Source organism: Pseudomonas sp. P39-UII1 (genome assembly GCF_039672635.1).
In the GTDB taxonomy this organism is placed as follows: domain Bacteria; phylum Pseudomonadota; class Gammaproteobacteria; order Pseudomonadales; family Pseudomonadaceae; genus Aquipseudomonas.
In genome coordinates this window covers 72,050-98,146 of record NZ_JBDFPP010000012.1, presented here as the reverse complement: position 1 = coordinate 98,146, position 26,097 = coordinate 72,050, and the positions used below count along the sequence as shown (strand labels likewise).

At 64.0% G+C, this 26,097-nt stretch carries 25 protein-coding genes and 1 riboswitch; of the genes, 8 read left to right on the top strand and 17 right to left on the bottom strand.

The genetic code is table 11. The features are described 5' to 3' along the window. The first annotated feature begins 18 nt into the window (after positions 1-18). From thiL to ABEH27_RS16615, 6 genes are all read left to right on the top strand, one after another. A complete protein-coding gene (thiL, locus tag ABEH27_RS16640) occupies positions 19-978 on the top strand; it encodes a thiamine-phosphate kinase (RefSeq protein WP_346614654.1) in 960 nt (319 codons plus the stop codon). Then, positions 975-1,478, top strand: coding sequence for a phosphatidylglycerophosphatase A (locus ABEH27_RS16635; protein WP_313714135.1), 504 nt, complete (start codon positions 975-977; stop codon positions 1,476-1,478). The genes thiL and ABEH27_RS16635 overlap by 4 nt, the downstream gene beginning before the upstream one ends. 16 nt (positions 1,479-1,494) lie before the next feature. Continuing rightward, a complete protein-coding gene (locus tag ABEH27_RS16630; protein ID WP_346614653.1) occupies positions 1,495-2,238 on the top strand; it encodes a transporter substrate-binding domain-containing protein in 744 nt (247 codons plus the stop codon). A 121-nt stretch (positions 2,239-2,359) separates the two neighbouring features. Next, the gene (gene ribA / locus ABEH27_RS16625; protein ID WP_346614652.1) at positions 2,360-2,977 is read left to right on the top strand and encodes a GTP cyclohydrolase II; all 618 of its coding nucleotides are present in this window, start codon (positions 2,360-2,362) and stop codon (positions 2,975-2,977) included. Continuing rightward, positions 2,974-3,393: an MFS transporter gene (locus ABEH27_RS16620; protein WP_346614651.1), complete on the top strand. Its 420-nt coding sequence runs from the start codon at positions 2,974-2,976 to the stop codon at positions 3,391-3,393. Before ribA ends, ABEH27_RS16620 begins: the two co-directional genes overlap by 4 nt. Next, positions 3,393-4,205 carry a cobalamin-binding protein gene (locus ABEH27_RS16615; RefSeq protein WP_346614650.1) on the top strand — a complete coding sequence of 271 codons (813 nt, stop codon included), beginning with the start codon at positions 3,393-3,395 and terminating at the stop codon, positions 4,203-4,205. The genes ABEH27_RS16620 and ABEH27_RS16615 overlap by 1 nt, the downstream gene beginning before the upstream one ends. Here the strand turns inward: ABEH27_RS16615 and ABEH27_RS16610 are convergent. The 5 genes from ABEH27_RS16610 to ribB form a co-directional block, all read right to left on the bottom strand. Continuing rightward, the gene (locus tag ABEH27_RS16610) at positions 4,183-6,060 is read right to left on the bottom strand and encodes a TonB-dependent receptor (RefSeq protein WP_346614649.1); all 1,878 of its coding nucleotides are present in this window, start codon (positions 6,058-6,060) and stop codon (positions 4,183-4,185) included. The two genes, ABEH27_RS16615 and ABEH27_RS16610, sit on opposite strands and share 23 nt — an antisense overlap. Before the next feature lie 106 nt (positions 6,061-6,166). Beyond that, positions 6,167-8,062 carry a 1-deoxy-D-xylulose-5-phosphate synthase gene (dxs, locus tag ABEH27_RS16605; RefSeq protein ID WP_346614648.1) on the bottom strand — a complete coding sequence of 632 codons (1,896 nt, stop codon included), beginning with the start codon at positions 8,060-8,062 and terminating at the stop codon, positions 6,167-6,169. A gap of 101 nt (positions 8,063-8,163) precedes the next feature. After that, positions 8,164-9,051, bottom strand: a complete 888-nt coding sequence (gene ispA / locus ABEH27_RS16600; protein WP_346614647.1) for a (2E,6E)-farnesyl diphosphate synthase — start codon at positions 9,049-9,051, stop codon at positions 8,164-8,166. Then, a complete protein-coding gene (locus tag ABEH27_RS16595) occupies positions 9,048-9,290 on the bottom strand; it encodes an exodeoxyribonuclease VII small subunit (protein ID WP_008092375.1) in 243 nt (80 codons plus the stop codon). Before ABEH27_RS16595 ends, ispA begins: the two co-directional genes overlap by 4 nt. A gap of 211 nt (positions 9,291-9,501) precedes the next feature. Then, positions 9,502-10,152 (bottom strand): 3,4-dihydroxy-2-butanone-4-phosphate synthase, encoded by a 651-nt coding sequence (gene ribB / locus ABEH27_RS16590; protein WP_346614646.1) that lies wholly within the window; start codon positions 10,150-10,152, stop codon positions 9,502-9,504. Positions 10,153-10,232: 80 nt separating this feature from the next. Then, positions 10,233-10,374: riboswitch (FMN riboswitch) on the bottom strand. 249 nt (positions 10,375-10,623) lie between these two features. Here ribB and ABEH27_RS16585 point away from each other — a divergent pair. After that, on the top strand, positions 10,624-10,842 hold the full coding sequence (locus tag ABEH27_RS16585; protein ID WP_346614645.1) for a hypothetical protein: 219 nt from the start codon (positions 10,624-10,626) through the stop codon (positions 10,840-10,842). Between the two features lie 61 nt (positions 10,843-10,903). Here the strand turns inward: ABEH27_RS16585 and ABEH27_RS16580 are convergent, their stop codons facing one another. The 3 genes from ABEH27_RS16580 to ABEH27_RS16570 form a co-directional block, all read right to left on the bottom strand. Then, positions 10,904-11,794, bottom strand: coding sequence for an alpha/beta hydrolase (locus ABEH27_RS16580; RefSeq protein WP_346614644.1), 891 nt, complete (start codon positions 11,792-11,794; stop codon positions 10,904-10,906). 81 nt (positions 11,795-11,875) lie between these two features. Further along, the gene (locus ABEH27_RS16575; protein ID WP_346614643.1) at positions 11,876-13,222 is read right to left on the bottom strand and encodes a sensor histidine kinase; all 1,347 of its coding nucleotides are present in this window, start codon (positions 13,220-13,222) and stop codon (positions 11,876-11,878) included. Continuing rightward, positions 13,222-13,914, bottom strand: coding sequence for a response regulator transcription factor (locus tag ABEH27_RS16570; protein WP_346614642.1), 693 nt, complete (start codon positions 13,912-13,914; stop codon positions 13,222-13,224). The genes ABEH27_RS16575 and ABEH27_RS16570 overlap by 1 nt, the downstream gene beginning before the upstream one ends. A 194-nt stretch (positions 13,915-14,108) precedes the next feature. Between ABEH27_RS16570 and ABEH27_RS16565 the strand changes: the two genes are divergently transcribed. Further along, positions 14,109-16,286, top strand: coding sequence for a TonB-dependent siderophore receptor (locus ABEH27_RS16565; protein ID WP_346614641.1), 2,178 nt, complete (start codon positions 14,109-14,111; stop codon positions 16,284-16,286). Between the two features lie 523 nt (positions 16,287-16,809). Here ABEH27_RS16565 and ABEH27_RS16560 read toward each other — a convergent pair. The 9 genes from ABEH27_RS16560 to ABEH27_RS16520 all read right to left on the bottom strand — a co-directional run bounded on the left by ABEH27_RS16560 (position 16,810) and on the right by ABEH27_RS16520 (position 25,955). Further along, a complete protein-coding gene (locus tag ABEH27_RS16560; protein WP_346614640.1) occupies positions 16,810-17,511 on the bottom strand; it encodes a S24 family peptidase in 702 nt (233 codons plus the stop codon). 243 nt (positions 17,512-17,754) lie between these two features. After that, on the bottom strand, positions 17,755-18,282 hold the full coding sequence (gene ppa, locus ABEH27_RS16555; protein WP_016484715.1) for an inorganic diphosphatase: 528 nt from the start codon (positions 18,280-18,282) through the stop codon (positions 17,755-17,757). A gap of 92 nt (positions 18,283-18,374) precedes the next feature. After that, positions 18,375-19,190: a M90 family metallopeptidase gene (locus ABEH27_RS16550; protein ID WP_346614639.1), complete on the bottom strand. Its 816-nt coding sequence runs from the start codon at positions 19,188-19,190 to the stop codon at positions 18,375-18,377. An 8-nt stretch (positions 19,191-19,198) separates the two neighbouring features. Continuing rightward, positions 19,199-19,846: a DedA family protein gene (locus ABEH27_RS16545; RefSeq protein ID WP_346614638.1), complete on the bottom strand. Its 648-nt coding sequence runs from the start codon at positions 19,844-19,846 to the stop codon at positions 19,199-19,201. 189 nt (positions 19,847-20,035) lie between these two features. Next, positions 20,036-20,494: a GNAT family N-acetyltransferase gene (locus tag ABEH27_RS16540; RefSeq protein WP_346614637.1), complete on the bottom strand. Its 459-nt coding sequence runs from the start codon at positions 20,492-20,494 to the stop codon at positions 20,036-20,038. Between the two features lie 110 nt (positions 20,495-20,604). Continuing rightward, positions 20,605-21,423, bottom strand: coding sequence for an ethanolamine ammonia-lyase subunit EutC (gene eutC, locus ABEH27_RS16535; RefSeq protein WP_346614636.1), 819 nt, complete (start codon positions 21,421-21,423; stop codon positions 20,605-20,607). An 8-nt stretch (positions 21,424-21,431) separates the two neighbouring features. Continuing rightward, on the bottom strand, positions 21,432-22,826 hold the full coding sequence (locus ABEH27_RS16530) for an ethanolamine ammonia-lyase subunit EutB (protein WP_346614635.1): 1,395 nt from the start codon (positions 22,824-22,826) through the stop codon (positions 21,432-21,434). A 47-nt stretch (positions 22,827-22,873) separates the two neighbouring features. After that, positions 22,874-24,322 carry an ethanolamine permease gene (gene eat / locus ABEH27_RS16525; RefSeq protein WP_346614634.1) on the bottom strand — a complete coding sequence of 483 codons (1,449 nt, stop codon included), beginning with the start codon at positions 24,320-24,322 and terminating at the stop codon, positions 22,874-22,876. A gap of 112 nt (positions 24,323-24,434) precedes the next feature. Then, positions 24,435-25,955 (bottom strand): aldehyde dehydrogenase family protein, encoded by a 1,521-nt coding sequence (locus ABEH27_RS16520; protein ID WP_346614633.1) that lies wholly within the window; start codon positions 25,953-25,955, stop codon positions 24,435-24,437. Positions 25,956-26,097: the final 142 nt, after the last annotated feature.

Sequence of the window (26,097 nt, the reverse complement as noted above, 5' to 3'; positions counted from 1 at the left end):
TCCTGGCGCTGTCGAGCCATGGGTGAGTTCGAGCTGATCAACCACTACTTTGCCGCCGCGCCCTGTGCGCAGGGCGGTGAGGGCGTGGCCCTGGGTATCGGCGACGACTGCGCCTTGCTCGACCTTCCCCCCGGCGAGCAACTGGCGGTGTCCACCGACACCCTGGTGGCCGGGGTGCACTTCCCCGCGGTCTGCGACCCGTGCCTGCTTGGCCAGCGTTCATTGGCCGTGGCGGCCAGCGACCTGGCGGCCATGGGTGCCCAGGCCATCGGCTTCACCCTCGCCCTGACCCTGCCCGATGTCGGCCCTGACTGGCTCGCAGCCTTTGCCGACGGCCTCAGCCGCATGGCCGAGCGTTGCCGCATGAGCCTGATTGGCGGCGACACCACACGCGGCCCCCTGAGCATTACCGTCACCGTGTTCGGTCGCGTGCCGGCCGGTCAGGCCCTGCGCCGCAGCGGTGCGCGGCCGGGCGACCTGCTGTGTGTCGGTGGCGTGCTGGGCAAGGCGGCAGGTGCGTTGCCACTGGTGCTGGGCGAGCGCGAAGCGCCGGCCGAGCAGGCCGAGCCGCTGCTGGCCCATTACTGGTCGCCGCTGCCGCAGCTCGACCTCGGCCTGCGTTTGCGCGGCCTGGCCACGTCGGCGCTGGACATTTCCGATGGCCTGCTGGCCGATTGCGGCCATATCGCCAAGGCCTCCAGGGTCGCGCTCGAGGTGAACCAGGCGCAGGTGCCAGTGTCTCCTGCACTAGAGGCGTTTCTCGGTCGCGAAGCGGCGGTGCGGGCGGCGCTCACCGGTGGCGACGACTACGTGCTGGCATTCACCTTGCCGCCCGAGGCCCTTTCAGCCCTGGCCGATGCCGGCGTGCATGTGATCGGCCGGGTGTGCGAAGGGCAGGGCGTCATCCTGCGTGACCCGCAGGGCCAGGACATCACCCCCGTACAGCGGGGCTATCAACACTTTAGGGAGACACCGTGACCGACCACCCGAACCAGGTGCCTGCGGAGTTCGTTCCGCCATCGGTCTGGCGCAACCCGTGGCACTTCATCGCCTTTGGCTTCGGCTCTGGCACCCTGCCCAAGGCCCCCGGTACCTGGGGGTCGATGGTGGCCATTCCGTTCATCCCGCTGTGGCAGATGCTGCCCGATTGGGGGTACTGGCTCCTGTTGGGCGTGACCATGCTGTTCGGCTTCTGGCTGTGCGGCAAGGTGGCGAATGACTTGCGTGTACACGACCATGAAGGCATTGTCTGGGACGAGATGGTCGGCATGTGGATCACCCTGTGGCTGGTGCCCGAAGGGTGGCAGTGGATCCTCGCTGGGTTCCTGATGTTCCGCTTCTTCGACATCCTCAAGCCGTGGCCGATTCGCTGGATTGATCGCCACGTGCACGGCGGTGTCGGCATCATGCTCGACGATATCCTGGCCGGTGTCTTTGCCTGGCTGGGCATGCAGGTTCTGGTGTGGGCGGTTGGCTGAGACAGGGAGCGCTTTGATGGCCATACGGACTGTGCTGCTGGCAATGATGCTTGGCCTTGCCCCATGGGTGGCGGCGGCGGAGGGGACGCCGAAGCAGGTCCATCTGGTCAGCGAAGAATGGCTCGACTACACCAATGCCGATGGCAGCGGCGTAGCCTGGGACGTGCTGCGCAAGGTGTTCGAGCCAGCAGGGGTCAAGGTGGTGGCGCAAAGCGCGCCTTACAGCCGGGCAGTTGGGCTGGTCAAGCGCGGCGAGGCCGATGCCTGGGTCGGCTCGTACAAGGATGAGAACGAAGACAACCTCTACCCACGCTGGCACTTCGACATGGACCATATCTATGCCTTGGGCCTTGCCAGCAAGCCTGTGCCAACCCTGAACACCGTCGGCCAGTACCGCCTGGCATGGGTACGCGGCTATGACTACAGCAGCTACCTGCCGAACGCCAAGACCTTCCGCGAGATCCAGCGCCGCGAGGGCATCTTGCCGATGCTCGAGCATGATCGGGTGGACTTCTACATCGATGCACTGACCGAGGTGGACTACGTGCTCGGCCAGAGCCCCCAGCCCGAGCGCTTCCGCCGCACCCACGTGGCCGAACTGCCGCTGTACCTGGCGTTCGCCCGCAACGACCAGGCCAGGGCCTTGCGAGACCTGTTCGACCGGCGCATGGACGAGCTGGTGCGCAGTGGCGAGCTGCGGCCGATTTTCGAGCACTGGAAACAGCCGTATCCATTCGCTACCGACAGCCAGCCGCAGTGATGCCACCCTGCTCAGCATCGAACTTTTCGATCTTAAGCCACGGTATTCAACGAGCGCGCAGCCGCCGACCTGCTGATACAATCGCTTCACGAGAAATTTCCTACTTATCCAGGAGCACAACGTGCCCGTCGTCTTTGTTGCCGCCTCTAAACTCCCGACGCCTTTTGCGACTTTCACCATGCATGGCTTTCTCGAAGAAGCCACCGGCCGTGAGCACGTGGTGCTCAGCCTGGGTGATATTGCCGACGGCGAGCCGGTGCTGGGGCGCCTGCACTCCGAGTGCCTGACCGGCGATGCCTTGTTCAGCCAGCGTTGCGACTGCGGCTCGCAACTGGAAGCCGCTTTGCAGGCGATCGCCCGTGAAGGCCGTGGTGTGCTGCTGTACCTGCGCCAGGAAGGCCGTGGCATTGGTTTGTTGAACAAGATCCGCGCCTACGAGCTGCAGGACGGTGGTGCCGACACCGTCGAGGCCAACGAGCGTCTGGGCTTTGCCGCCGACCAGCGTGATTACGCGATCTGCCTGCCTATGCTTGAGCACCTGGGCGTGAAGTCGCTGCGCTTGATGACCAACAACCCGCGCAAGGTCAAGGCGCTGACCGACATGAACATCAAGGTCGCCGAGCGCGTGCCGCTGCACACCGGCCACAACCCGCACAACCGCTACTACCTGGCCACCAAGGCCGACAAACTGGGCCACATGCTGGGTAACGAGCACCAGGGCGAGGTGCCCCAGGCGTGACCCGGGGCGAGGTGAAGCGGCGCCTGGCGCTGGCCTGGTGGCAATACCTGGCGGTCGGCGTGGTGCCGCTGCCGGTCATGGCCTGGGCCTTTGGTGGTGGCGATGCGCTGATCCCGGTGCTGGCCATGCCGCTGTTCATCGCGGGCGCGGCGACCATGTTCCTGAGCCTGCCGCGCTTTGGTGCCTACAAACGTTCTTTGATTGCGGCCTCCAAGGTCATGGGCACTGCTGAAGAGCCCGAGGCCTGGATCGAGTTGGCGCGGGTGCGTCGTATGGCGATGCTGTACGCCTGTTTCCCTGCCTGGGTGGCCGCGCTGTCGGTGCTGGTGGGGCTTGAGGCGGTTCCGCAGATCCTCCTGGCGCTGTCCACCGTGGTCATCCTTTACCTCTACCGCATTCCGCGTCAGCTGGGCTGATGCGCATCCTGCTCTGCCTGCTGACGCTGCTGGCCTGCACCGCCCGGGCTGGCGAGCCCTTGCGGGTGGTCAGCCTCGCGCCCTCGATGAGCGAGATCATGCTTGAACTGCACGCCGATGACCTGCTGGTGGGCGTGCTCGATGGCGGCGAGCGGCCAGCGGCGCTGCGCAACCTGCCTTCGGTGGGGCGCCAGGGGCAACTGGACATGGAGCGCTTGCTGAGCCTCAAGCCGGACCTGTTGTTGTTCTGGCCTGGCAGCGTGGTGCCGGCCCAGCGCGATCAGCTCAAGCGCCTGGGCATTGCCATGTATAGCGCCGAACCCCACACCCTTGACCAGCTACTCGAACAGATCGAGGCCATTGGCGTGCGGGTCGGGCGGGCAGAGCAGGGGCGGCGCTACGTGACGGGCTTGCGTGAGCGCTTGGCGCAGTTGCGCCAGCAGTATCGGCGCGAGCAGCCGCTGCGGGTGTTCTATCAGGTCTGGGACCGGCCGTTGTACACCTTGGGTGGGCGCCAGGTGGTCAGCGACGCCTTGGTGGTGTGCGGGGCGCGCAACATATTTGCCGACTTGAGCCAGCCGGCCCCGCAGGTGAATGTCGAGTCGGTGCTGCTGCGTGATCCGCAGGTGATCCTTGCCGGCGATGCGGCGCAGCTTGCCAGCTGGAAGGCCTGGCCACGCCTCAGTGCGGTGGCCAGTAACAGCTTGTTGGTGGTGCCGGACAAGGGCCTGGAGCGGCCCAGCGGGCAAATGATCGAAGCCACTGCCCGCCTGTGCGCGTTGCTTGCGGCTAAAGCGCCGGTGTCCAGGTGACGCTGAACAGCGCTGTGCGGCCTTCTTCGCGGTAGCCGTAGCTGGCGCCTTCGTAGCTGTACAGTGCGCGGCTGTAGCCCTTGTCCAGCAGGTTGTCCAGCTTCAACTCCAGTTTCACCTCATCCGTCGCAGCCCAGCTGCCACGCAGGCCCAGCAGGCCGTAGCCACCCAGGCGATTGCGGTTGGCCTCGTCGTCGTAGCTGGCGCTGACGGCTTGCCAGCTGCCGCCGACGGTAAAGCGCTCGAACTGCCGGTCCAGATCCAGGCTCAAGGTGCGCCGGGCGCGGCGGGCGAGGGTGTGGCCGCTGTCCCGATCACGCGGGTCGATCAACGCCAGGCCGAGCTGGCTGCGCCACTCACCCCACTGCTGATCCAGGGCCATTTCAAAGCCGTTGATGCGTGCCGAGGCAACGTTACGCGGGATCGAGTCCTGCCCGAAGATGATCGCATCGCGCAAATCAGTGCGGTACAGCGAGGCTTCCAGGCGGCTGTCGTGGCTCAGTTGGCTGCGCCACTGCAGCTCGTAACTCTTCGAGTGCTCCGGGTCCAGGTTCGGGTTGCTGAACTGTGGGTAATACAGGTCGTTGAAGGTCGGGGCGCGGAAGCCTTCGCTGTAGGACAGCAGCACATCGTTGTGCGCGTTCAACGGTACGGTGACGCTGCCGCTCCAGGTGGTCTGGCCGCCGAACTGCTGGTTCTGGTCGCGGCGCACGCCGAGCTCGGTGGAGAAGTGCTCGCCACTGAAGCGGTGCTGGATGAAGGCGGCGCGGTTCCAGCGGCTGTCCTCGGTGAAGTCGGTGCTGCCGTGCACGCGGTCCTCGTACCAGTCGCCACCCACCAGCAGGTTGTGCTGCTCGGTCAGGGCCAGGTCGTTCTGCCAGGTGACCTGGTCGCGATAGGTGTTGAACACCGAGCGTTCGGCGCTCAGCTTGTCGCGCTTGTCATCCCGGTTTTCGCTGTGGCCCAGCTCCAGGCGGGAATGCCACGCGTCGGTAAGCTGGGCGTCGAAGTAAGTGCCGATGCTACTGACGCTGAAGTCGGTGTAGGGCTTTTGCCCGAAGCTTTCAAACGTCACCGGGTCAAAGCCGCCGAATGGGTTGTCGTACTCACTGCGGCCACGGCTGTCGAGCAGGTTCAGGCCCGCTTCAAAGCGTTCGCCAAAGGTGCGGCTCAGGCTCAGGTTCAGCGATTTGTTGCGGTAGGCATCGTGGTCGCCATCGCTGGCGAAGGACGGCCCGGTGGCGTCGATGCCGGCCGTTTCGTCCAGGCTGGCGCCCAGGTTGAAGCGCGTGGCGCCGTCACCGCCGGACAGGCCCAGGCTGCGTTGCCAGGTGTGGTTGCTGCCGGCGGCCAGGCGCAGGCGCGGTTGCAGGCCGGGGCCAGTGCTGCGGCGGGTGAAGATCTGGATCACGCCGCCGATGGCATCGCTGCCGTAGACCGCCGAGCGTGAGCCGCGCAGTACCTCGACGCGTTCGATCTGTTCGACATCGAGAAACTGCAGGCCGCTGTCGCCGGAGGTGGCATTGGCGATGCGCACGCCATCCACCAGCACCAGGCTCTGGGCGGCCTTGGTGCCACGGATGAAGATACCCGGCAGGCTGCCGCGGCCCCCGGTGGGCGCAACTTGTACGCCCGGTACTCGGCTGAGCAGGTCGGTGACGCTGGTGGGTTGCAGGCGGTCGATGTCGCTGCGGGTGAAGACAGTGTTGGCTGCGCTGGTGGCGGTTCGGGATTCGACCTGGCGGTTGGCGCTGATCAGCACGTCAGGGAGTTTCAGGGCGTCATCGCGGGCAGGTTCTGCTGCTACGGCAGCGGCGGGGACACAGAGCAAGGCGGCAAAGGTCGGGATCTTCATCGGTTTTTCCAAAGCATTCGCGGGACAAGCCCGCTCCCACGGGTCATGCGCTGAACCCTGTAGGAGCGGGCTTGCCCGCGAAAGGGCCGCAATGCGGCCCCGAGGATTACAAGCCGAGCTTAGCCATGCGGGCCTTCACCGAGGCTTCGATCCCGGCAGCGTCCAGCCCACACTCAGCCAGCATCTGCGCAGGCTTGGCATGCTCGACATAGATGTCCGGAAGCCCCAGGTGCAGTAGCGGCTTGATCACGGCCTGGCTGGCCAGGAATTCACCGACGGCAGCGCCCGCGCCGCCCATGATGGCGTTCTCTTCGAGGGTAACCAGCAGCTCATGGCTGGCAGCCAGTTCGAGTACCAGCGCCTCGTCCAGCGGCTTGACGAAGCGCATGTCGACCACGGTGGCGTTGATCTGCTCGGCCACCTGCAGCGCTTCGGCCAGTTGCACACCAAACACCAGCAGGGCGACTTTTTCACCCTGGCGGCGGATGACGCCCTTGCCGATCTCCAGGGGTTCCAGGTCGCCGCTGATCGGTGCGTTCGGGCCCGTGCCGCGTGGGTAGCGCACCGCCGCTGGGCCGTTGTACAGGTGCCCGGTACTGAGCATCTTGCGCAGTTCGTTCTCGTCGCTCGGCGTCATCACCAGCATGCCTGGGATGCAGCGCAGGTACGACAGGTCGTAGCTGCCGGCGTGGGTCGGGCCGTCTTCGCCGACCAGGCCTGCACGGTCGATGGCGAACAGCACGTCGAGGTTCTGCACCGCCACGTCGTGGATCAGCTGGTCGTAGGCGCGCTGCAGGAAGGTCGAATAGATCGCCACCACCGGCTTGCTGCCTTCGCACGCCATGCCTGCAGCCAGGGTAACGGCGTGCTGCTCGGCGATGGCGACGTCGAAGTAGCGCTCCGGGAAGCGCTCGCTGAACTCGACCAGGTCGGAGCCTTCCTTCATCGCCGGGGTGATGCCCACCAGCCGGTTGTCGGCCGCGGCCATGTCGCACAGCCACTGGCCGAACACTGCGGAGTACTTCGGCCCGCTGGCCTTCTTCGGCGCTGCCGGCTTGTCGGCAGGCTCGAGTTTGGTGATGGCGTGGTAGCCGATCGGGTCGATCTCGGCCGGCGCGAAACCTTTGCCCTTTTTGGTCACCACATGCAGGAACTGCGGGCCCTTGAGGTCACGCATGTTGCGCAGGGTGGCGATCATGGTGGGCAGGTCGTGGCCGTCGATCGGGCCGATGTAGTTCCAGCCCAGCTCTTCGAACAGGGTGCCGGGGACCAGCATGCCCTTGGCGTACTCTTCGGTGCGGCGGGCGATTTCCCAGGCGCCGGGCAGGCGCGACAGCACCTTCTTGCTGCCCTCGCGCATGCTCGCGTAGGTGCGGCTGGAGAGAATCTTGGCCAGGTAGTTGGACAACCCACCGACGTTGCGCGAAATCGACATGTCGTTGTCGTTGAGGATAACGAGCATGTCGGCGTTGACTTCCTGGGCGTGGTTCAACGCCTCGAAGGCCATGCCGGCGGTCAGGGCGCCGTCGCCGATGACCGCAATCGACTTGCGTGCACTGTTTTGCAGGCGGGCGGCAATCGCCATGCCCAGCGCTGCGCTGATCGAGGTGCTGGAGTGGCCCACGCCGAAGGTGTCGTACTCACTCTCGCTGCGGCGCGGGAAGGCGGCGATGCCGTCCTTCTGGCGCAGGCTGAGCATGCGGTTACGCCGGCCGGTGAGGATCTTGTGCGGGTAGGCCTGGTGGCCAACGTCCCACACCAGCCGGTCGTCCGGGGTGTCGAAGACGTAGTGCAGGGCGATCGTCAGCTCGATGACGCCCAGGCCGGCGCCAAAGTGCCCACCGGTCTGACCCACGGTGTAGAGCAGCTCCTGGCGCAACTCGTCGGCCAGGGTCTCCAGGTCGGCTTCGGCCAGCCGGCGCAGGCCGGCAGGCGTGTCAGCGCGGTCGAGCAACGGCGTGACCGGGCGTTCGCGGGGGATCTCTTGAAACGTCGTGGGCATCAGGCGAGTCGTTATAGATGTTAAGACGCGGCAGTTTACCCCATTGTGGGAAATACTGCCCATTCAGGCGGGTGTGGGATTGGGCCGCAAGGCGGCCGCAATCAATGGCGGCGTTCGACGATGTAGCGCGCCAGCGCCCGCAGGGGTTCTGCGTTTTCACCCAAGCCTTGCAGTGCGTCCAGCGCCTGGTCGCGCAGTTCGATTGCATAGGCTTTGGCAGCCTCCAGGCCGAGCAGGGCCGGGTAGGTCGGTTTGTCACGGGCTATGTCTGCGCCCTGTCGCTTGCCAAGGGTGGCGGTATCGCTTTCCACGTCGAGGATGTCGTCCTGAACCTGGAATGCGAGGCCGATGGCCTGTGCATAAATCTGCAGGGCATCCAGCTGAGCCTGCTCGGCGCGGCCGCTGGCCAGGGCGCCCAGGCGCACGCTGGCTTCGATCAGCGCGCCGGTCTTGTGCCGGTGCATGAATTCGAGTGCCTGCTGGTCCAGCTTGAGGCCTACCGAACCGAGGTCGATGGCCTGCCCGCCGACCATACCGGCCGGGCCGGCCGCTTTGGCCAGCGCCTGGACCATGGCCAGGCGGATGCTGTCGGGTTGCGGGCTCAGGCGTGGGTCGAGCAGGGCGCTGAACGCCAGGCTCTGCAGGCCGTCGCCAGCAAGGATGGCGCACGCTTCATCGAACGCCTTGTGGGTGGTCGGCTGTCCACGGCGCAGGTCATCGTCGTCCATGGCCGGCAGGTCGTCATGCACCAGCGAATAGGCGTGGATCAGTTCCACTGCGCAGGCGGCGCCGTTGGCCTGTTCGGCCGGCACACCCAGCGCCTCGCAGGCGGCATAGGCCAGCAGCGGGCGCACGCGCTTGCCGCCGTTCATCACGCTGTAGCGCATGGCGGCGTACAGGCGCTCGAGTTCTTTGGTCGGTGCGATGAACAGCGGTTCGAGGGCGGCGTCAACGCGGGCCTGGCTGCTGGCCTGGTAGGCGCTGATCATGCCTCTGGCTCCGCATCGAAGGGCTGCGCGGCGAGCTCGCCGTCACGCTCCAGCAAAATCTGTACTTTCTGTTCGGCCTGGGCCAACGCACCTTGGCAGTCGCGGGTCAGGGCAATGCCCTGCTCGAAGGCGGCAAGCGAGTCTTCCAGCGACAACTCGCCGTTCTCCAGGCGCTCGACCAGTGCTTGCAGGTCTGCGAGGGATTGCTCGAAATCGATGGAGGCTTTTTTGCGGGCCATGGCGACAGGTCTCGGTAGCGGTTCAGAACGGCGCGACACTAGCAGAGCGGGGCGGGGGGAGCAAATTGCAGGTTCGGTGAGGTTGAATTTACGGGCCTCATCGCCGGCAAGCCGGCTCCCACAGATACCGTGCTGGTAGTGAGTAAAGCGCAGAAACCTGTGGGAGCCGGCTTGCCGGCGAAAGGGCCGCATAGCGGCCCCATGCATTCGATCAGGCGAGCTCAGCTTCCAGCTCCACCATCGCCTCGCGGCAGCGCGCCAGCTCTGCAATGGTCAGCACCGGCAGGTTGTATTGCCGCGCATACACCGCCACCTGCTCGCCACGGGCCATGCTGCCGTCGGGGTTCATCAGTTCGCACAGCACGGCCGCCGGGCGCAACCCGGCGAGGCGGGCCAGGTCCACCGAACCTTCGGTATGGCCACGGCGGGCAAGCACGCCACCATCACGCGCGCGCAACGGGAACACATGGCCGGGGCTGACGATATGGCGTTGTTCCGCCGTCGAGCGCAGTGCCGCTTCGATGGTAGTGATGCGGTCCTGGGCAGAAACGCCCGTGCTGACGCCTTCGGCGGCTTCGATGGTGACGGTGAAGCCGGTGCCATGGCGAGCCTGGTTGTTCTGCACCATTGGTGCCAGCTGCAGGGCATCGACGGTGGCTTCGTCCAGGCACAGGCAGACGATGCCGCTGCAGTCGCGAATCATCATGGCCATGGTCTGCAAAGACAGGTTTTCGGCAGCGGCAACGATGTCCGCTTCGTCCTCGCGGTCGTCATCGTCGAGCAGCAGCACGGGGCGGCCGGCCTGGAAGGCGGCAATGGCGGCGGAAACATTGGGGAATTGCTGGTGATGCTTGGGGGACATGAAACGCTCCTCGTGATTGATCGATGAACGTCTCGGGGCGAACAAAATGCGCGCGCAAGGGCGCCCGAATGGCCCTTGGCTGACGCCTTCTTTCATCCGGACTATGACCGTCGGCTCTGGAGTCGCACCAGATCTGCTGACCCCCGGCATGGCCGGGGCGCTCGCGGGCTCATCTTTCGATTTACCGCCGGTGGGGACTTTCACCCCGCCCTGAAGACCCGCCAAGCATACAGCACAGTGCCACACTGCTGGCAACCCACGGGGCTAAGACTTTAGGCGACCTGCATGGCGGGCACGTTCTATTCGGAATCGACCTCAGGGACACTCTTCAGGCCGCCGCAACTGACATTTTTACCAGTTGCCCAGGTTATAGGCCTGGCGCTAAATGACCCAAACCCATCGTCCTTGACGGTTGATTTTCCATCTCCATCAATAGGCTGCTGGCGAAGCCGTACTGTGCCGAGGCGTCATATGAGCAAAGATCTTGCATCCCTGGCCAAGCGGATCAAGAAGTTGGAGGGTGTGGATATCTCGAAGGCTTCGCTGGCTGATAAGTTGGAGAGTTATATCGACGGGCCAGAGGGGCTTGTATATCTAATTTTCAATTTGGCCCCGCACACTGATCAAGACTGGTCGGAATTAGAAACAATCCAGGACTTCCTCAACATCATCCCGGAGGCGAATCTTTAGTTTCGAAAACGGTGAACCCCCTGTGGGAGCGGGTTCACCCGCGAGAAGGCCAGCGCAAATCCTACTGGGACATGCCTTCTATCACCTTCTTGAGCGAAGCCGGCAACATCGGCCCATGCCCCAGTCCCTCGAACCGCTCGTAGCGCACCTGCAGCCCTGCCACCTTGGCCAGGTCCGCCGCCAGCTCACGCGCCGGCCGCTCCACGTCGCCCTTTACCTGGGCCCGCGGGTTCGCCGGTTCATCACTTCCTCGCATCAGCATCAGCGTCGGGCGGTGATCACCCAGGCGCCCCTGCAGCCCCTGCGCTTCACCAACGATCACGCCGTCATGCCACCAGAGCGACGGGCTTGCCGCGGCGTAGTCACTGAATGCCCCAGGCCGGGTGAACAGCGCATGCAACACCGCCAGCCCACCATACGAATGCCCCCACAGCGTCTGCCGTTGCGGGTCGATTGGCGCCACGCCGGCCACCATCGGCCGCATGCGCTGTGTCAGCAGGTCGAAGAACGCATCCACGCCGCCGCTCGGCAGGCCGGTCAGCGGGTCGCGCTGCTCGGCCTGCCCGGCAATCGCCGGGGTGTAGTCATACGTCCGCCCTGCGCGCTCGATGCGCTGCTCGGTCTGGTAACCCACCGCTACCAGCAGTGGTGCCTGGCCGGCTGCCAGTTTGCCTAGCAATGCACTGTCCAGGGCGCCCAATGCGGCATTGCCGTCGAGCATCCACAGCACCGGGTAACCTGCGGCGGGTGCGGGGCGGTCCGGTTTGCCGATCCACAGGCGGTAATGGCGCTGGCCATCGGCCGAGTCCAGGTCGAGGTGGCTGAAGCGGTAGGCCAGGTCCTGGCGCTGCAGCAGGGACGTGTCCATCTTCTGCTCGCGCTCGGGCTGTGCCAGGGCAACCGGAGCCGCAAGGGCCAGCGCCAAAGCCAGGGGCAGGTAAATCTTGCTCATCAGGCGTCTCATCAGGGCTTTGCAGGGGCGCAAGGCGGGAGAACCAAGATGATAATCAGTCCTGATTGAGCGTAAAGCGCATTAACTTTCTAAACATTCCTGGGCCATAGGTAGCACCAGATGCAGGCAAAGGCCGGGGTGGCCATTGCTTGCCCACAGCCGACCGCCTTGCAGTTCGATCGCGCGGCGGGCAATGGCCAGCCCCAGGCCGAAGCCTGCGCCGCTGTCGGGCAGGCGTTGGTAAGGTTTGAAGATGCGTTCCAGGTCCGCTTGAGGTACGCCGGGGCCCTGGTCGCTCAGGCGCAGGTGCCAGCTGTCGCCTTCACGCCAGCCATCCAGGCTGACCCGGCCGTCGGCGGGCGAGTGACGAATGGCATTGCGCAGCAAGTTTTCCAACGCCTGGGCCAGGCTGTCCAGGTGCACCTGGACCCGGCAATCGGGGCCGAGCGAGCAGGGCAGGCGCTCGGCGGCCCAGCCGCTTTCGAAGCAGGCGTCCTGGGTTAACGCTTCCCACACCGACACCATCAGCACCGGCTCGGTGGGTAGCTGCGGCTGCTCGGTGTCCAGCCAGGCAAGGTCCAGGGTGTCCTCGAGCAGCTTCTGCATGTCGTTTACCTCGTGCTCCAGGCGCTCGCGCAACTGGGCCGGTGGCAGGTGGCTGTCGTGGGCGATGCGCAGCCGCGCCAAGGGTGTACGCAGCTCGTGGGACAGTGTGCGCAGCAGCAGGCGTTGTTGATCAAGGCTTTGGCGCAGGCGGCCGGCCATGTGTTCGAAGGCTTGCGCCAGCTCACCCAGTTCATCACGGCGTTTCTGCAAAGGCAGGCCAGGGGTGTCCAGATCATCCGCGCGCAAGGCGTCGGCGCGGTCGCGCAACCGGTTGAGCGGCACCACAAGGTGTCGATAAATCGCCAGGCCCAGCAGCAATGCCAGCACCGTAGGTGCTACGCCATGGGTGATGACGTGGGTCCAGGGTGTCAGGCCCGTGGGCAACAGCCGTTCTGGCAGCTGCATGACCAGCCGACCGTCCTCGGGGTGCTGCGGGAACTCGATGCTGACGTAGGGCAGTTCATCCTGCAGCCGCCGGCTCATCGGCCAGTCGAGTTTGCGCATGAAGGTCAGGTGGCTGGCCTCCTCGGCGCTTAGCGGCGTAGTGCCAAGGCTTTGCAGGTGCGGGCCGACCAGCCCCACCCAGGTGTCTTCGGCGTGCGCCAGCTTACTGCGCAAGGCTTCTGCGCCGGCCGCCCCACCTTGGCGCCAGGCCTGTTCGGCCTGCTGCGCATAACGCGCCAGGTAATCCTGGTCGGCCTGGGACAAAAAATAGGTACTGCGCTCTACCGACAGGCCCCAGGTCCAGATCAGCCAGGTCAACAGCAGGCAGAAGCTGACTTGCAGCGCCGCCAGTTTCCACAGCAGAGGGTGTCGGCGCATCACGCTTTTTCCGTGTCGACCAGGATGTACCCCTGGCCGCGCACGGCCTGGATCTGTACATGCTGGGCGCCGATATCGGCTAGCTTGCGACGCAGGTTGCACACATGCACATCCAGGCCGCGGTCCAGACGTGTGTACGCACGATGCAAGACGGTCTGGTAAAGAAATGCTTTGCTCAAGGCCTCGCCCGGGTGGGCGCTGAGGGTGGCCAGCAAGCGGAATTCTGAGCTGGTAAGGCCGGCAGTTTTGCCGTGGTGAACGACATCGTGGTGGTCCTGGTCGAGGGTCACCCGGCCCGCTTCAGTTTGCAGCAGCGCCCCGCGGCCAAAGGCGACGCGCCTTAGCAGTGCATCCACACGTGCATCCAGTTCGGCCAGGCTGAACGGTTTGGGCAGGTAATCGTCCGCGCCGCGGGTAAAGCCACTGATGCGGTCCTGCTCGGCCCCCAGCGCCGACATCAGCATCACCGGGACTGCCTGGTGGCGGCGTAGCTCATCAAGCAGGCTGAGGCCGTCAAGGCCTGGAAGCATGATGTCCAGCAACACCAGGTCGAAGCGGCTGTGCTGCACCGCGCTCAACGCCTGAGTGCCGGTGGCGCGCGCGGTTACCTGAAAGCTGCGGTTGAGGAAGTGGCGCTGGAGGTCCTCACGCAAGCGTGGGTCATCTTCGACGAGCAGGAGTGAGGTTGGCATGGGGCAGTCTTGAATGAGAATTTGTATCAGTTATCGATCATCCCATTGCGGGCAGGGGGAGGGCAATCGCCCTGTGCGAGGCGCATGTGTTAAGAAGGTTAATCCTGCTGCACCTCAGGATTTGCTCCGGTATCGTTCGCAAAAAGCAACGTATTTCGTTTGCGATTAAATATCATTTGGGCGATAGGTGCGTCATGAGCGGTTTCAAAGGTGTGGGGAGCCCGCAACGGGTTCGGGGATGGCTGGTACTGGGGTTGCTGGCGCCGTTTTCGTTGTCGGCACTGGCTGAAACGGTAGCGACGCAGTCTGCGGCTGCGGACACCTCGCTCGATCTGCCGGCATTGACCATCGAAGGCAACCGCCTGTACGACATGCTGCCCTCGGAGCAAACCGGTGGCTACAGCGTCGACGCTGCAACCGTAGGCACCAAGACCCCAGCGTCGCTCAAAGAGATCCCGCAGTCCGTCACCGTCTACACCCAGGACTACATCAAAGACCGCCAATTCGTGCACCTGGATGACCTGGCCAAATACACGGCGGGCCTACGCACGCTGACCAACGACAGCGGCCGTTCGTCGATCTACGCCCGTGGCTACGAGTACAGCGAGTTCAACATCGACGGCCTGCCCGCGCCTATGGCGAGCATCTTCGGCACCGTGCCGTCGCTGGCGGCCTTCGACCGTGTCGAGATCATGCGTGGCCCGGCTGGCTTGTTCAGCAGCACCAGTGAACTGGGCGGCATCGTCAACATGGTGCGCAAGCGTCCGACCGCCGAGTTCCAGGGCCACGTCGAAGCGAGCTACGGCACCTGGGACACCAACCACGAAGAAATCGACCTGGGCGGGCCGCTGGATGACGCTGGCCGAGTGCGTGGCCGTTTCGTTGCATCACGTGACGACAGCAACGGTGAAGTCGATTACAACGCCAACACCAGTAACAGCTACTACGGCGCGCTGGATATCGACCTGGACGACGACACCCAGTTGTCGTTCGGCCTGATCCACGAAGTGAAGAACATCACACCGCACAACGGCTATCCGGCCACGCTGTCCGGTGAAGTCCCGGACTTCAGCCATTCCAGGTTTCTTGGCGCTGACTGGAACTACTTCGACGGCAAGACCACCGACCTGGTTGCCGAGTTGACGCACCGCTTCGATAACGGCGGTTATGGCCGTATCGCCGCCCGCGGTTCGCACCGCGACACCAACTACCTGTATGCCTTTACCGCGACCAATGGCACCACCGGTGCCAACTCCGAGCGCGCCAGCGCCAGGGACTTTACCCAGGACACCTACTCGCTGGACGCCAGCTACAGCCAGCCGTTCGAAACCTTTGGCCAGGTCAGCGAGTTCGTGGTTGGCACCGACTACAAGAACTACGACACCGAGTACCTCAACGGCACCACCAACCTGGGCCCCATCAACGTCAACAGCTATTCGCCGACGCAGTTCGCCAAACCATCGCCGAACTACAGCACCGAAACCGGCATGCAAGAGGAAGAATACGGCCTATATTCAAAGGTCACCTTCCGCCCGATCGAGCGCCTGGCGCTGATCGCCGGGGGCCGCTTCAGCTGGTATCGCGGTGATTTCTACACCACCACCCTGAGCAGCGGCTCGACTGTCGATGACAACAAACGTGTCGATGGCCGCTTCACGCCGTACGGTGGTGTGGTCTACGACCTGACCGAAAACCATGCGCTGTACGCCAGTTATTCGCAGGTGTTCAAGCCCCAGTCTGATACCGATGGCAATGGCCGAGTGCTCAAACCGCGGCAGGGCGAGCAGTACGAATTCGGCCTCAAGAGCAGCTACTTCGGTGGCGACCTGAATACCCGTTTCTCGGTATTTCGCCTGACCGACGAAAACCGCGCCAGCACCGAATACGATGCCGATGGCGTCGACACTGGCTTCTCCGTCGCCTCGGGCAAGACTCGCGTAAAGGGCGCCGAAGTGGAAGTCAGCGGCAAGCTTACGCAGAACTGGGAGGTGCTAGCGGGCTACACCTGGATGGAAACCGAAACCGTGGAGGGTGATGCCGAAACCACGTTCTTCATCATGCCGCGCAACCAGGCGTCGCTGTGGAGCAAGTACACCATCAGCCAAGGGCCGCTGACCGGGCTGGCAATCGGCGGTGGCGTCTCGGCGATGAGCCACTTCTATTCCGAGAATGGCGGCGTGCGCATTGATGCACCTGGCTATGCGACCGTGGATGCGATGCTGTCTTACCCGGTTACCTCGAAGCTGACGGCAACCCTTAACGTGAATAACCTGTTCGACCGGGATTACCTGTCGCGGGTGGGGTCGACTTCGACGTTCAACTTCTATGGTCCCTCGCGCAGCATGATGGTGGGCGCGCGGTATGATTTCTGACGAACAGGCCCGGAAATCTTCAGGGTTTTCCCGTTGCGTATAGTCCATTTCTGACTAGGGCTGAGTCTATCTGGAGCCCGAGGTGGCTTCATCGCCGGCAAGCCGGCTCCCACAGGGTTCAGCAGCGCTGCGCACATTGTAGGAGCCGGCTTGCCGGCGATGAGGCCACCTCGGGCTGCAGATAAACTCAGCGCCATGGCCAAGGCCCTGATGGATGATGCGGAGCTGGGCATGGGGCACTGACAATAGCGGTCAGCATGCCGCTGACCCAGTGCGTTCTGCCGAAAAGCGGGCATTAAAAAGCCGGCTTGTGGCCGGCTTCTCGGGGACGCTTCCGACTAATTTATGGTAAGTCGCAACCGCCTTAACTGTGTGGTCGCAAGGACCTGATAGAGATGGCCAACGCCCGTATGGGGTGTCGCCGAGCCCTCTGCTACGCGGCTTGCGCCGGTAGGGGCTGAATGTGCCGCGTAGCATACAAGGGCCGGTGCAGGATGCCCAGCAAAAAATGGCACAGGGTGTTTCAGTCTGGGCGTTGCTGGCGGAAATGCGACCAGTGGAATACCCAGCCGAGGACCTGCAGTTGCTGGGCCTGGCGTTGGGCGGGGGTGTAGCGTTCCACGGTGTAGTTGTGGCGGTCGTGGCTGTGCAGGCACAACGTGCCGTTATGCCCGAGGCTGAGGCTGTTCACCCTGACCGCGCCATTGTGCAGCAGGGCATAGGTTTCACCGTCGATCACTTGCGTCACGCTGACGTCGATGGCAAGGATGGCGTCGCGGGGGACCCATGGCGCCATGTTGCCGGCTGGCATGGCCAGGCACGCGGCGTTGGCGGGCGCGACGCCCAGTGCCTTCAGTGCCTGGGCCGGCAGCTGCAGGCAATGGTTGTCGAGGGCAGCGAGTTGGCCATCCTGCACTTCGTAGAAGGGGACATGCAGCAGTTGGGTCGCCGGGGTCAACAGCGCGGTTGGCAAGGCATCCCGGGTTGGTTGAACCGCGCAACTGCGCAGGATCGAACTGGGGTGCTTGGGGCCTTCGCCGCTGCGCAACCAGCGACGGTGCACGCAGAACAGGTCGGCCAGCTCGTCGAGGCGAGCCAGGGGGATGCCGCGCTTGAACCAGTTGTTGACGTGCTGGGGTGTGACACGGCGCTGGGCGGCGAAATCGGAAGGGGTCAGGCCACACTCGTGGAGGAGGGCTTTGAGGCGGTCACCGGATGTGTTCATGCGGCCGAGTGTAGCGGCGGTGTGCGAGCAGCGATATGAACCGGGTGTTGACGCAACGTGTACGAAAAGTCCCTGGCTGTAGGGCGCTGGATTAGGAATGCGTAGGATTTTTTACTGCCTGCCGAGCGCCCACAAAAAAGCCCCAGCTCGGCGGTAATCCTTTTCACTTGAGAATGCCGGGGCCGCTTTGCGGCCCCGGCATTCTTGAGTGAACAGCCGAGGCGGGGCTTTCTGCAATCGGTATCAGCCCTTGTAGGCAGCGACCGATTTGGTGATCGCGGCGCGGGCGGCGTCGGCGCCGTCCCAGCCTTCGATCTTGACCCACTTGCCCTTCTCGAGATCTTTGTAGTTCGCGAAGAAGTGCTCGATCTGCTGAATCAGCAGGGCGGGCAGGTCGGTGTATTCCTTCACGTCAACGTACAGCTGCGACAGCTTGTCGTGCGGAACAGCGATGACCTTGGCGTCGCCGCCGCCGTCGTCGGTCATGTTCAGGACGCCGACCGGACGGGCGCGGATGACCGAACCTGGGGCAACCGGGTATGGGGTAACGACCAGCACGTCCAGCGGATCACCGTCGTCGGCCAGGGTGTTGGGGATGAAGCCGTAGTTGGCTGGGTAGAACATCGGGGTAGCCATGAAGCGATCGACGAACAGGGTGTCGCTGTCCTTGTCGATTTCGTACTTGATCGGCGCGTGGTTGGCCGGGATCTCGATGGCGACGTAGATGTCGTTCGGCAGGTCTTTGCCAGCCGGAATCTTGCTGTAGCTCATTGGGCAGTGCCCCCGTGTTTGGTCAAAAAGTGGCGGCGATTATAGGCACATTCCGCCCGTGCATGCCACGCCCCACCTGATGCGCGGGCGCATCAGGCGTGGCTTTCGCGGTAGTCCGGGTGCTCGGCCTGCAAGCGTGTCAGGCGCGCCAGCGGGTCCTGGCGGTAGAACAGCGCGAGCTGCTGGTACACCTGTGGATAAGCCTGCTGCAGCAGGTCGGGGGCGCTGAAGAAGTATTCGCTGCTGACAGCGAAAAATTCCGCCGGGTTTTCGGCCGCGTACGGGTCGATGAGGGTTTCGGCGTCCGGCGCGGCGTCCAGCTGGCGGTTGAGGTCGTCATAGGCTCGCTGCATGGCCGTGGCCCAGGCTTGCACCTGCATGCCGCTGTGCAGCGGTGGCAGGCCGTTGGCATCGCCGTTGAGCATGTCGAGCTTGTGCGCCAGCTCGTGGATCACCAGGTTGTAAGCCTCCCAGCCGCCGCTGGCCAGCACCCCGGCCCAGGCCATGATTACCGGGCCTTGCTGCCAGGCTTCGCCGCTGTGCTCGGCGTCCCACACATGCTCCACGCCGCTGGCGTCGCGATGGCGCTGGGGGCTCTTGAAATCGTCGGGGTAGAGGATGATCTCGTGGAAGCCCTGGTACCAGTTCAGCTCGCCCAGGTGCAGCAGCGGCAGTTGGGCTTGTGCGGCGAGGAACAGGCGCTGCTCATCGCCCAGCTCCACCCCAGGCAGGGTGGTCAAGTGCTTGTCGAGCAGGAACAGGATGCAGGCTTCGCGCAGCCAGCGGTCTTCGTCATCACTGATGCCGTCAAGCATCGGCAGGCGTTCGCGCACCGCCTGCCATTGCTGCGGGTCGACCGGGTAGCGCGCCAGGGTGCGTTTGCGCCGCCAGGCGCTGAACGACCACATGCCTGCTGTCAGTGCGCCTTGGCCGTGCGGCCAAGGCGGCCACGCAGCAGGCCGAGGACCATCGGCACCAGCGACAGGAAGATGATGCCGACCACCATCAGCGACAGGTGCTGCTTGATGAATGGCACGTTGCCGAAGAAGTAGCCGAGGGTCACCAGGCCGCCGACCCACAACAGAGACCCGGCGACGCTGAAGCCCAGGAAGCGCGGGTAATGCATGTGGGCGATGCCGGCGACGAACGGTGCGAAGGTCCGCAGGATGGGCAGAAAGCGCGCCAGGGTCACGGTCTTGCCGCCATGGCGTTCGTAGAATTCGTGGGTGCGCTGCAGGTAATCGCGGCGGAAGATTTTCGAGTTGGGGTTGTTGAACAGCCGTTCACCCGCCGTTCGCCCGATCACGTAGTTGGTGCTGTCGCCCATGATTGCCGCAGCCATCAGCAGGCCAGCCAACAGTACTGGGTCCATGCCGCCACCGGCGGCCACGGCACCGGCGATGAACAGCAGCGAATCGCCCGGCAGGAACGGCATGACCACAAGGCCGGTCTCGCAGAAGATCACGGTGAACAGGATGGCGTAGATCCAGGGGCCGTAGTTGGTGACCAGCAGATCAAGGTAGGCATCGAGATGCAGGATGAGGTCCAGCGGGTTGAAATCCATGTACAGCACCTGTGTTCTTGACCCGCAGCTACGGGCGCGCGGACCTGCGGGAGGGTAAATTTTCACACATGTCAGGAGGGGGCATTATACGGCTATGTAGGAAACATGCCCGGGGAGATTGTAGCGGGGGGTTACTGGGCGGGCTGCAGCTGCCTCATCGCGGGCAAGCCCGCGATGAGGCCAGTAGGTTCAGTCCAACGTAATTGGCAGGATGTAGCTCTCGAACTCAGTGTCCTTGCGAAACCCGATCGACTCATACGTCTTGCGCGCCGCCTCGTTATTCGCACTGGTCGATACCCGCATACGCACGGCCTGGGTGTCCTTGGCCATCTTCCTGGCCTCACGCATCAGGTGGTCGGCTACCAGCATGCGCCGCGAGTCTTCGGCGACGTAGATATCGTTGAGAATCCAGACGCGCTTGAGCGACAGCGACGAGAAGCTCGGGTACAGCTGGCAGAAGCCCAGCAGCTTGGCGTCGTCGTCATCCGGCAAGGCCAGGTAGATGACCGATTCGTCACGCTTGAGGCGGGTTTCGAGGAATTTGCGCGAGCTGTCCGGATAGGGCAGTTGGCCGTAGAACTCGCGGTATCTGACGAACAGCGGGGTGAGCAGGTCGAGGTGTTCCAGGGTTGCCTTGATGATGCGCATGTGCGGCCCTCAGAGTCCATTTGGGGAAACAGCGGAATGCCAGCAGCTTTCAAACGCATGCTGCCCCAATGCGGGCCAGAAGCGCAATCCGCCTTCCGTGACATGTTTTATTACCCTTCGCCGAGTAGGAAGTTTCCTTTTTGTGTGGGGGTGTTTTCACTGTCGAGCGTATGGACCTCCGCCTCATCCTTCAGACTCACGCCCGACAACTGCCTGCGGCAGGCCTCGCGCATCAGGTAAAGCAGGCGATGTGCGGCCATGCCGTAGCTCAAGCCCTCCAGGCGCACGTTGGAGATGCAGTTGCGGTAGGCGTCGGTCAGGCCGACCTTCGGCGCGTAGGTGAAATACAGGCCAAGGCTGTCGGGCGAGCTAAGGCCGGGCCGCTCCCCGATCAGCATCACGGTCATGCGCGCACCGAGCAACTGGCCGACTTCGTCAGCCACCGCCACTCGGCCTTGCTCCACCAGCACCACCGGTGCGCAGGTCCAGCCATCGGCTGCTGCCTGTTCCTCGAAGCGGGCCAGAAACGGCAAGGTATGGCGGTGCACGGCCAGGGCAGAGAGGCCATCGGCGACCACGATGGCCAGATCGAACCCGCTCGGGTTGGCCTGGGCATGCTGGCGCAGTTGCTCGACCGAGTCGTCGTTCAAGCGCCGGCCCAGGTCGGGCCGTTGCAGGTACTGGTGGCGGTCGCTGGCGGCGCTGTGCAGTACCAGGCTGTCACGGCCGCGGCCCTTGAGTTGCTCGGCCAGGGCCTGGTGGTCGAAGGCCAGGTGCACGGCGTCCCGCGCCTGGGCGTGGGCGAACTGGAAGTCCAGTTGGGCGGCGGTCGGCAGGCTGATGCCGGTGCGGCCCAGGGCGATGCGCGCCGGGGTCAGGTTGCGCAGGGCCAGCCAGGGGTTTTCGGGGGTGGGGGTGCGATGGTCCATGGTCACCTCTATGCCAGCTGTGCCAGCGCCTGGCGAAACGCCGGCGGCAGGTTGTCGCCGAAGCGCACGCGGCCATCGGCCTGGGTGAAGATGCCGGTGCGCTGCAACCAGGCCTCGAACTCCGGCCCAGGCTTGAGGCCCAGGGTCTGGCGCGCGTACAGCGCGTCGTGGAACGAGGTGGTCTGGTAGTTGAGCATGATGTCGTCGGAACCCGGGATGCCCATGATGAAGTTGATGCCGGCCACGCCCAGCAGGGTCAGCAGGGTGTCCATGTCGTCCTGGTCGGCCTCGGCGTGGTTGGTGTAGCAGATGTCGCAGCCCATCGGCACGCCGAGCAGCTTGCCGCAGAAGTGGTCTTCGAGGCCGGCGCGGATGATCTGCTTGCCGTTGTACAGGTACTCGGGCCCGATGAAGCCGACCACGGTGTTGACCAGGAACGGTTTGAAATGGCGGGCCACAGCGTAGGCGCGGGTTTCGCAGGTCTGCTGGTCGACGCCGTGGTGGGCGTTGGCCGACAGCGCACTGCCCTGGCCGGTCTCGAAATACATCAGGTTTTGCCCGAGGGTTCCGCGCTTGAGCGACAAGCCGGCCTCGTAGCCTTCCTGCAGCACGTTGAGGTTGATGCCGAAGCCTGCGTTGGCCGCTTCGGTGCCGGCAATCGACTGGAACACCAGGTCCAGCGGCACGCCACGGTTGATCGCTTCGATCGAGGTGGTGACGTGGGTCAGCACACAGGCTTGGGTGGGGATGTCGTAGCGCTGGATAATGGCATCGAGCATCTCCAGCATGGCGCAGATCGAGGCGATGCTGTCGGTGGCCGGGTTGATGCCGATCATGGCGTCGCCATTGCCGTACAGCAGGCCGTCGAGGATGCTGGCGGCGATGCCGGCCGGCTCATCGGTGGGGTGGTTGGGCTGCAGGCGGGTCGACAGCCGACCGCGCAGGCCCATGGTGCCGCGAAAACGGGTGACCACACGGATTTTCTGCGCCACCAGCACCAGGTCCTGCACGCGCATGATTTTCGACACGGCGGCGGCCATCTCCGGGGTCAGGCCCGGCGCCAGGGCGCGCAGGCTGTCCTCGTTGGCTTCGTCGCCGAGCAACCAGTCACGCAGCCCACCCACGGTCAGGTGGCTGACCGGGGCGAAGGCCTGGGCGTCGTGGGTGTCGATGATCAGGCGGGTAACTTCGTCCTGTTCGTAAGGGATCAGCGCTTCAGTGAGAAAGTGGCTGAGCGGGATATTGGCCAGGGCCATTTGCGCGGCCACCCGCTCACCGTCGTTGCTGGCCGCCACGCCAGCCAGGTAATCGCCCGAACGTGCCGGGCTGGCCTTGGCCATGACTTCTTTGAGGCTGTCGAAGCGGTAGACCAGGTGGCCAACCGTGTGTACGAAACTTGCCATACAGAATCTCCAGAGCGCCGCGGGCGGGCCCGCGGCGAGTGTCGGCGTCAGTGCAAGGCCTCTTCGGCCTTCTGGATCGCGGCGAATTCCTCTTCCGGTGTACCCGCGACCAGGTGGTGGCGGCTGTAAAACGCAAAGTAGGCGATCAATACTGCATAGATCACTGCGGCGCCAATCACCACCCGAGGGTCGACCAAAAAGCCGGCAACCACCGCGATGCAGGCCAGCACCAGGGCCAGGCCCGAGGTGAAGATGCCGCCAGGGGTGCGATACGGGCGCTCCATTTTTGGCCGACGGATGCGCAGGGTGATATGCGCGGCCATCATCAGTACGTACGACAGCGTGGCACCGAATACCGCCACCAGGATCAGCAAGTCGCCTTGGCCGGTCAGCGACAGGGCAAAGCCAATGATGCCGGGGATAATCAGCGCCAGTACCGGCGCCTTGCTCTTGTTGGTTTCGGAAAGTTTGCGCGGCAGGTAGCCAGCACGGGAGAGCGCGAAAATCTGCCGTGAATAGGCATAGATGATCGAGAAGAAACTGGCAATCAGGCCAGCCAGGCCGACCAGGTTGACGAACCCGCCCATCCAGGTGGAACCGCCATACGCCTTGGACAGCGCCTCGACCAGCGGATTGCCCGACGCTTTAAGGGCTTCGGAACCGGCGCCGCCGGGGCCGACCACCAGAATCAGCAAGGCAAAGGCCAGCAGCACCAGCATCGCGCCGATAAGGCCGCGGGGCAGGTCGCGTTTCGGGTTTTTGGTTTCTTCGGCGGCCAACGGCACGCCTTCGACGGCCAGGAAGAACCAGATCGCGTAGGGGATGGCCGCCCACACGCCAACATAGCCGAATGGCAGGAAGCTGCTGGCACCGACCGCGTCGGTCTGGGCGATGTCGAACAGGTTCGCTGCATCAAAATGGGGCGCCATGCTCACCAGGAATACCGCCAGGGCGATGGCGGCGATGGCGGTGATGATGAACATCAGCTTCAAGGCTTCACCCACCCCAAAGATATGGATGCCGATGAAGACGATGTAGAACGCCAGGTAAATCATCCAGCCGCCAATCCCGAACAGTGACTGGCAGTAGGCGCCGATGAACACGGCGATGGCCGCCGGGGCAATGGCGTACTCGATGAGGATGGCAGTGCCGGTCAAGAACCCGCCCCAAGGCCCGAATGCACTGCGTGCGAAGCCGTAGCCGCCGCCGGCGGTAGGGATCATCGAGGACAGCTCGGCCAGCGAGAAGCACATGCACAGGTACATGGTCGCCATCAGCAAGGTGGCGAGGAACATGCCGCCCCAGCCGCCCTGAGCCAGGCCGAAGTTCCAGCCGGCGTAGTCGCCGGAAATCACGTAGGCCACGCCCAGGCCCACCAGCAGCACCCAGCCGGCTGCGCCCTTTTTAAGTTCACGTTGCTGGAAGTAGTCCGAGCCGACTTTTTCGAAGTCGACGGATGCACCTGCCGGCGTGCCGGCGGATTGATCGCTTGGCATAGATTCACCTGTTGTTTTTCTTGGTGGCCGGAACGGTTCCGGCCGATGGTGATGGGTACTGCAGGAAGCGAGCCAGAGCGGTTGGTGCACGCCAACCGCTCTGCTGAGGGGCTTAGAAGAAGCCCAGTGGGTTGATGTCGTAGCTCACCAGCAGGTTCTTGGTCTGCTGGTAATGGTCGAGCATCATCTTGTGGGTTTCACGGCCAACGCCGGACTTCTTGTAGCCACCGAACGCGGCATGCGCCGGGTACAGGTGGTAGCAGTTGGTCCACACGCGGCCGGCCTTGATGCCGCGGCCCATGCGGTAGGCACGGTTGATGTCGCGGGTCCACACACCGGCGCCGAGGCCGAACTCGGTGTCGTTGGCGATGGCCAGGGCTTCTGCTTCGTCCTTGAAGGTGGTGACGCTGACCACCGGGCCGAAGATTTCTTCCTGGAACACACGCATCTTGTTGTTGCCCTTGAGCAGGGTCGGCTGGATGTAATACCCGGTGGCCAGCGCGCCCTCCAGCTTCTCGACCTTGCCGCCGGTCAGCAGCTCGGCGCCTTCGTCCTGGGCGATCTGCAGGTACGAGAGGATTTTTTCGAACTGCTGCTGCGAGGCCTGGGCGCCGACCATGGTGTCGGTGTCGAGCGGGTCGCCGCGCTTGATCTGCAGCACCTTCTTCATCACCACTTCCATGAACTGCGGGTAGATCGACTCCTGTACCAGCGCCCGCGACGGGCACGTGCACACTTCACCTTGGTTGAAGAACGCCAGCACCATGCCTTCGGCGGCTTTGTCGATGAAGCTCGGCTCGGCCTGCATGATGTCTTCGAAGTAGACGTTCGGCGACTTGCCGCCCAGCTCGACGGTGGACGGAATGATGTTTTCGGCCGCGCATTTCATGATGTGCGAGCCGACCGGGGTGGAGCCGGTGAAGGCAATCTTGGCGATGCGCTTGCTGGTGGCCAGCGCTTCACCGGCCTCGCGGCCATAGCCTTGCACTACGTTGAGTACGCCGGGTGGCAGCAGGTCGCCGATCAGCTCGGCCAGCACGGTGATGCCCAGCGGGGTCTGTTCGGCCGGCTTGAGCACCACGCAGTTGCCGGCGGCCAGGGCCGGGGCGAGCTTCCAGGCGGCCATCAGGATCGGGAAGTTCCACGGGATGATCTGCCCGACCACGCCCAATGGCTCATGGATGTGATAGGCGACGGTGTTTTCGTTGATTTCTGCGGCGCCGCCTTCCTGCGCACGGATGCAACCGGCGAAGTAACGGAAATGGTCGACCGCCAGCGGGATGTCGGCGTTCAGGGTTTCGCGGACGGGCTTGCCGTTGTCCCAGGTTTCGGTGATGGCCAGGACTTCGAGGTTCTGCTCGATACGGTCGGCGATCTTCAGCAGGACATTGGAGCGGTCCTGCACCGACGTGCGGCCCCAGGCGTCGGCGGCGGCGTGGGCGGCGTCCAGCGCCTTGTCGATGTCTTCGGCAGTGGAACGGGGAAATTCTGCGATCAGTTTGCCATTCACCGGGGAGGTGTTTTCAAAATACTGCCCCTTGACCGGAGCTACGAACTCACCACCGATGAAGTTGCCGTAGCGGCTCTTGAAGGAAACCTTCGCGCCTTCGGTACCGGGATGTGCATAACGCATGGTGTGTCTCCTGGTTAATTGTGTTTTGTTGAGGAGTTCAAAAGCCTAGTGCAAAGGTCGGGCCAGCGGGGTGGCGACTTCTGAATCAATGGTTTGGGTTGCCCCAAAAGGTTTCGCAAAGGTGCGTTGTGTCGCCGCTGGC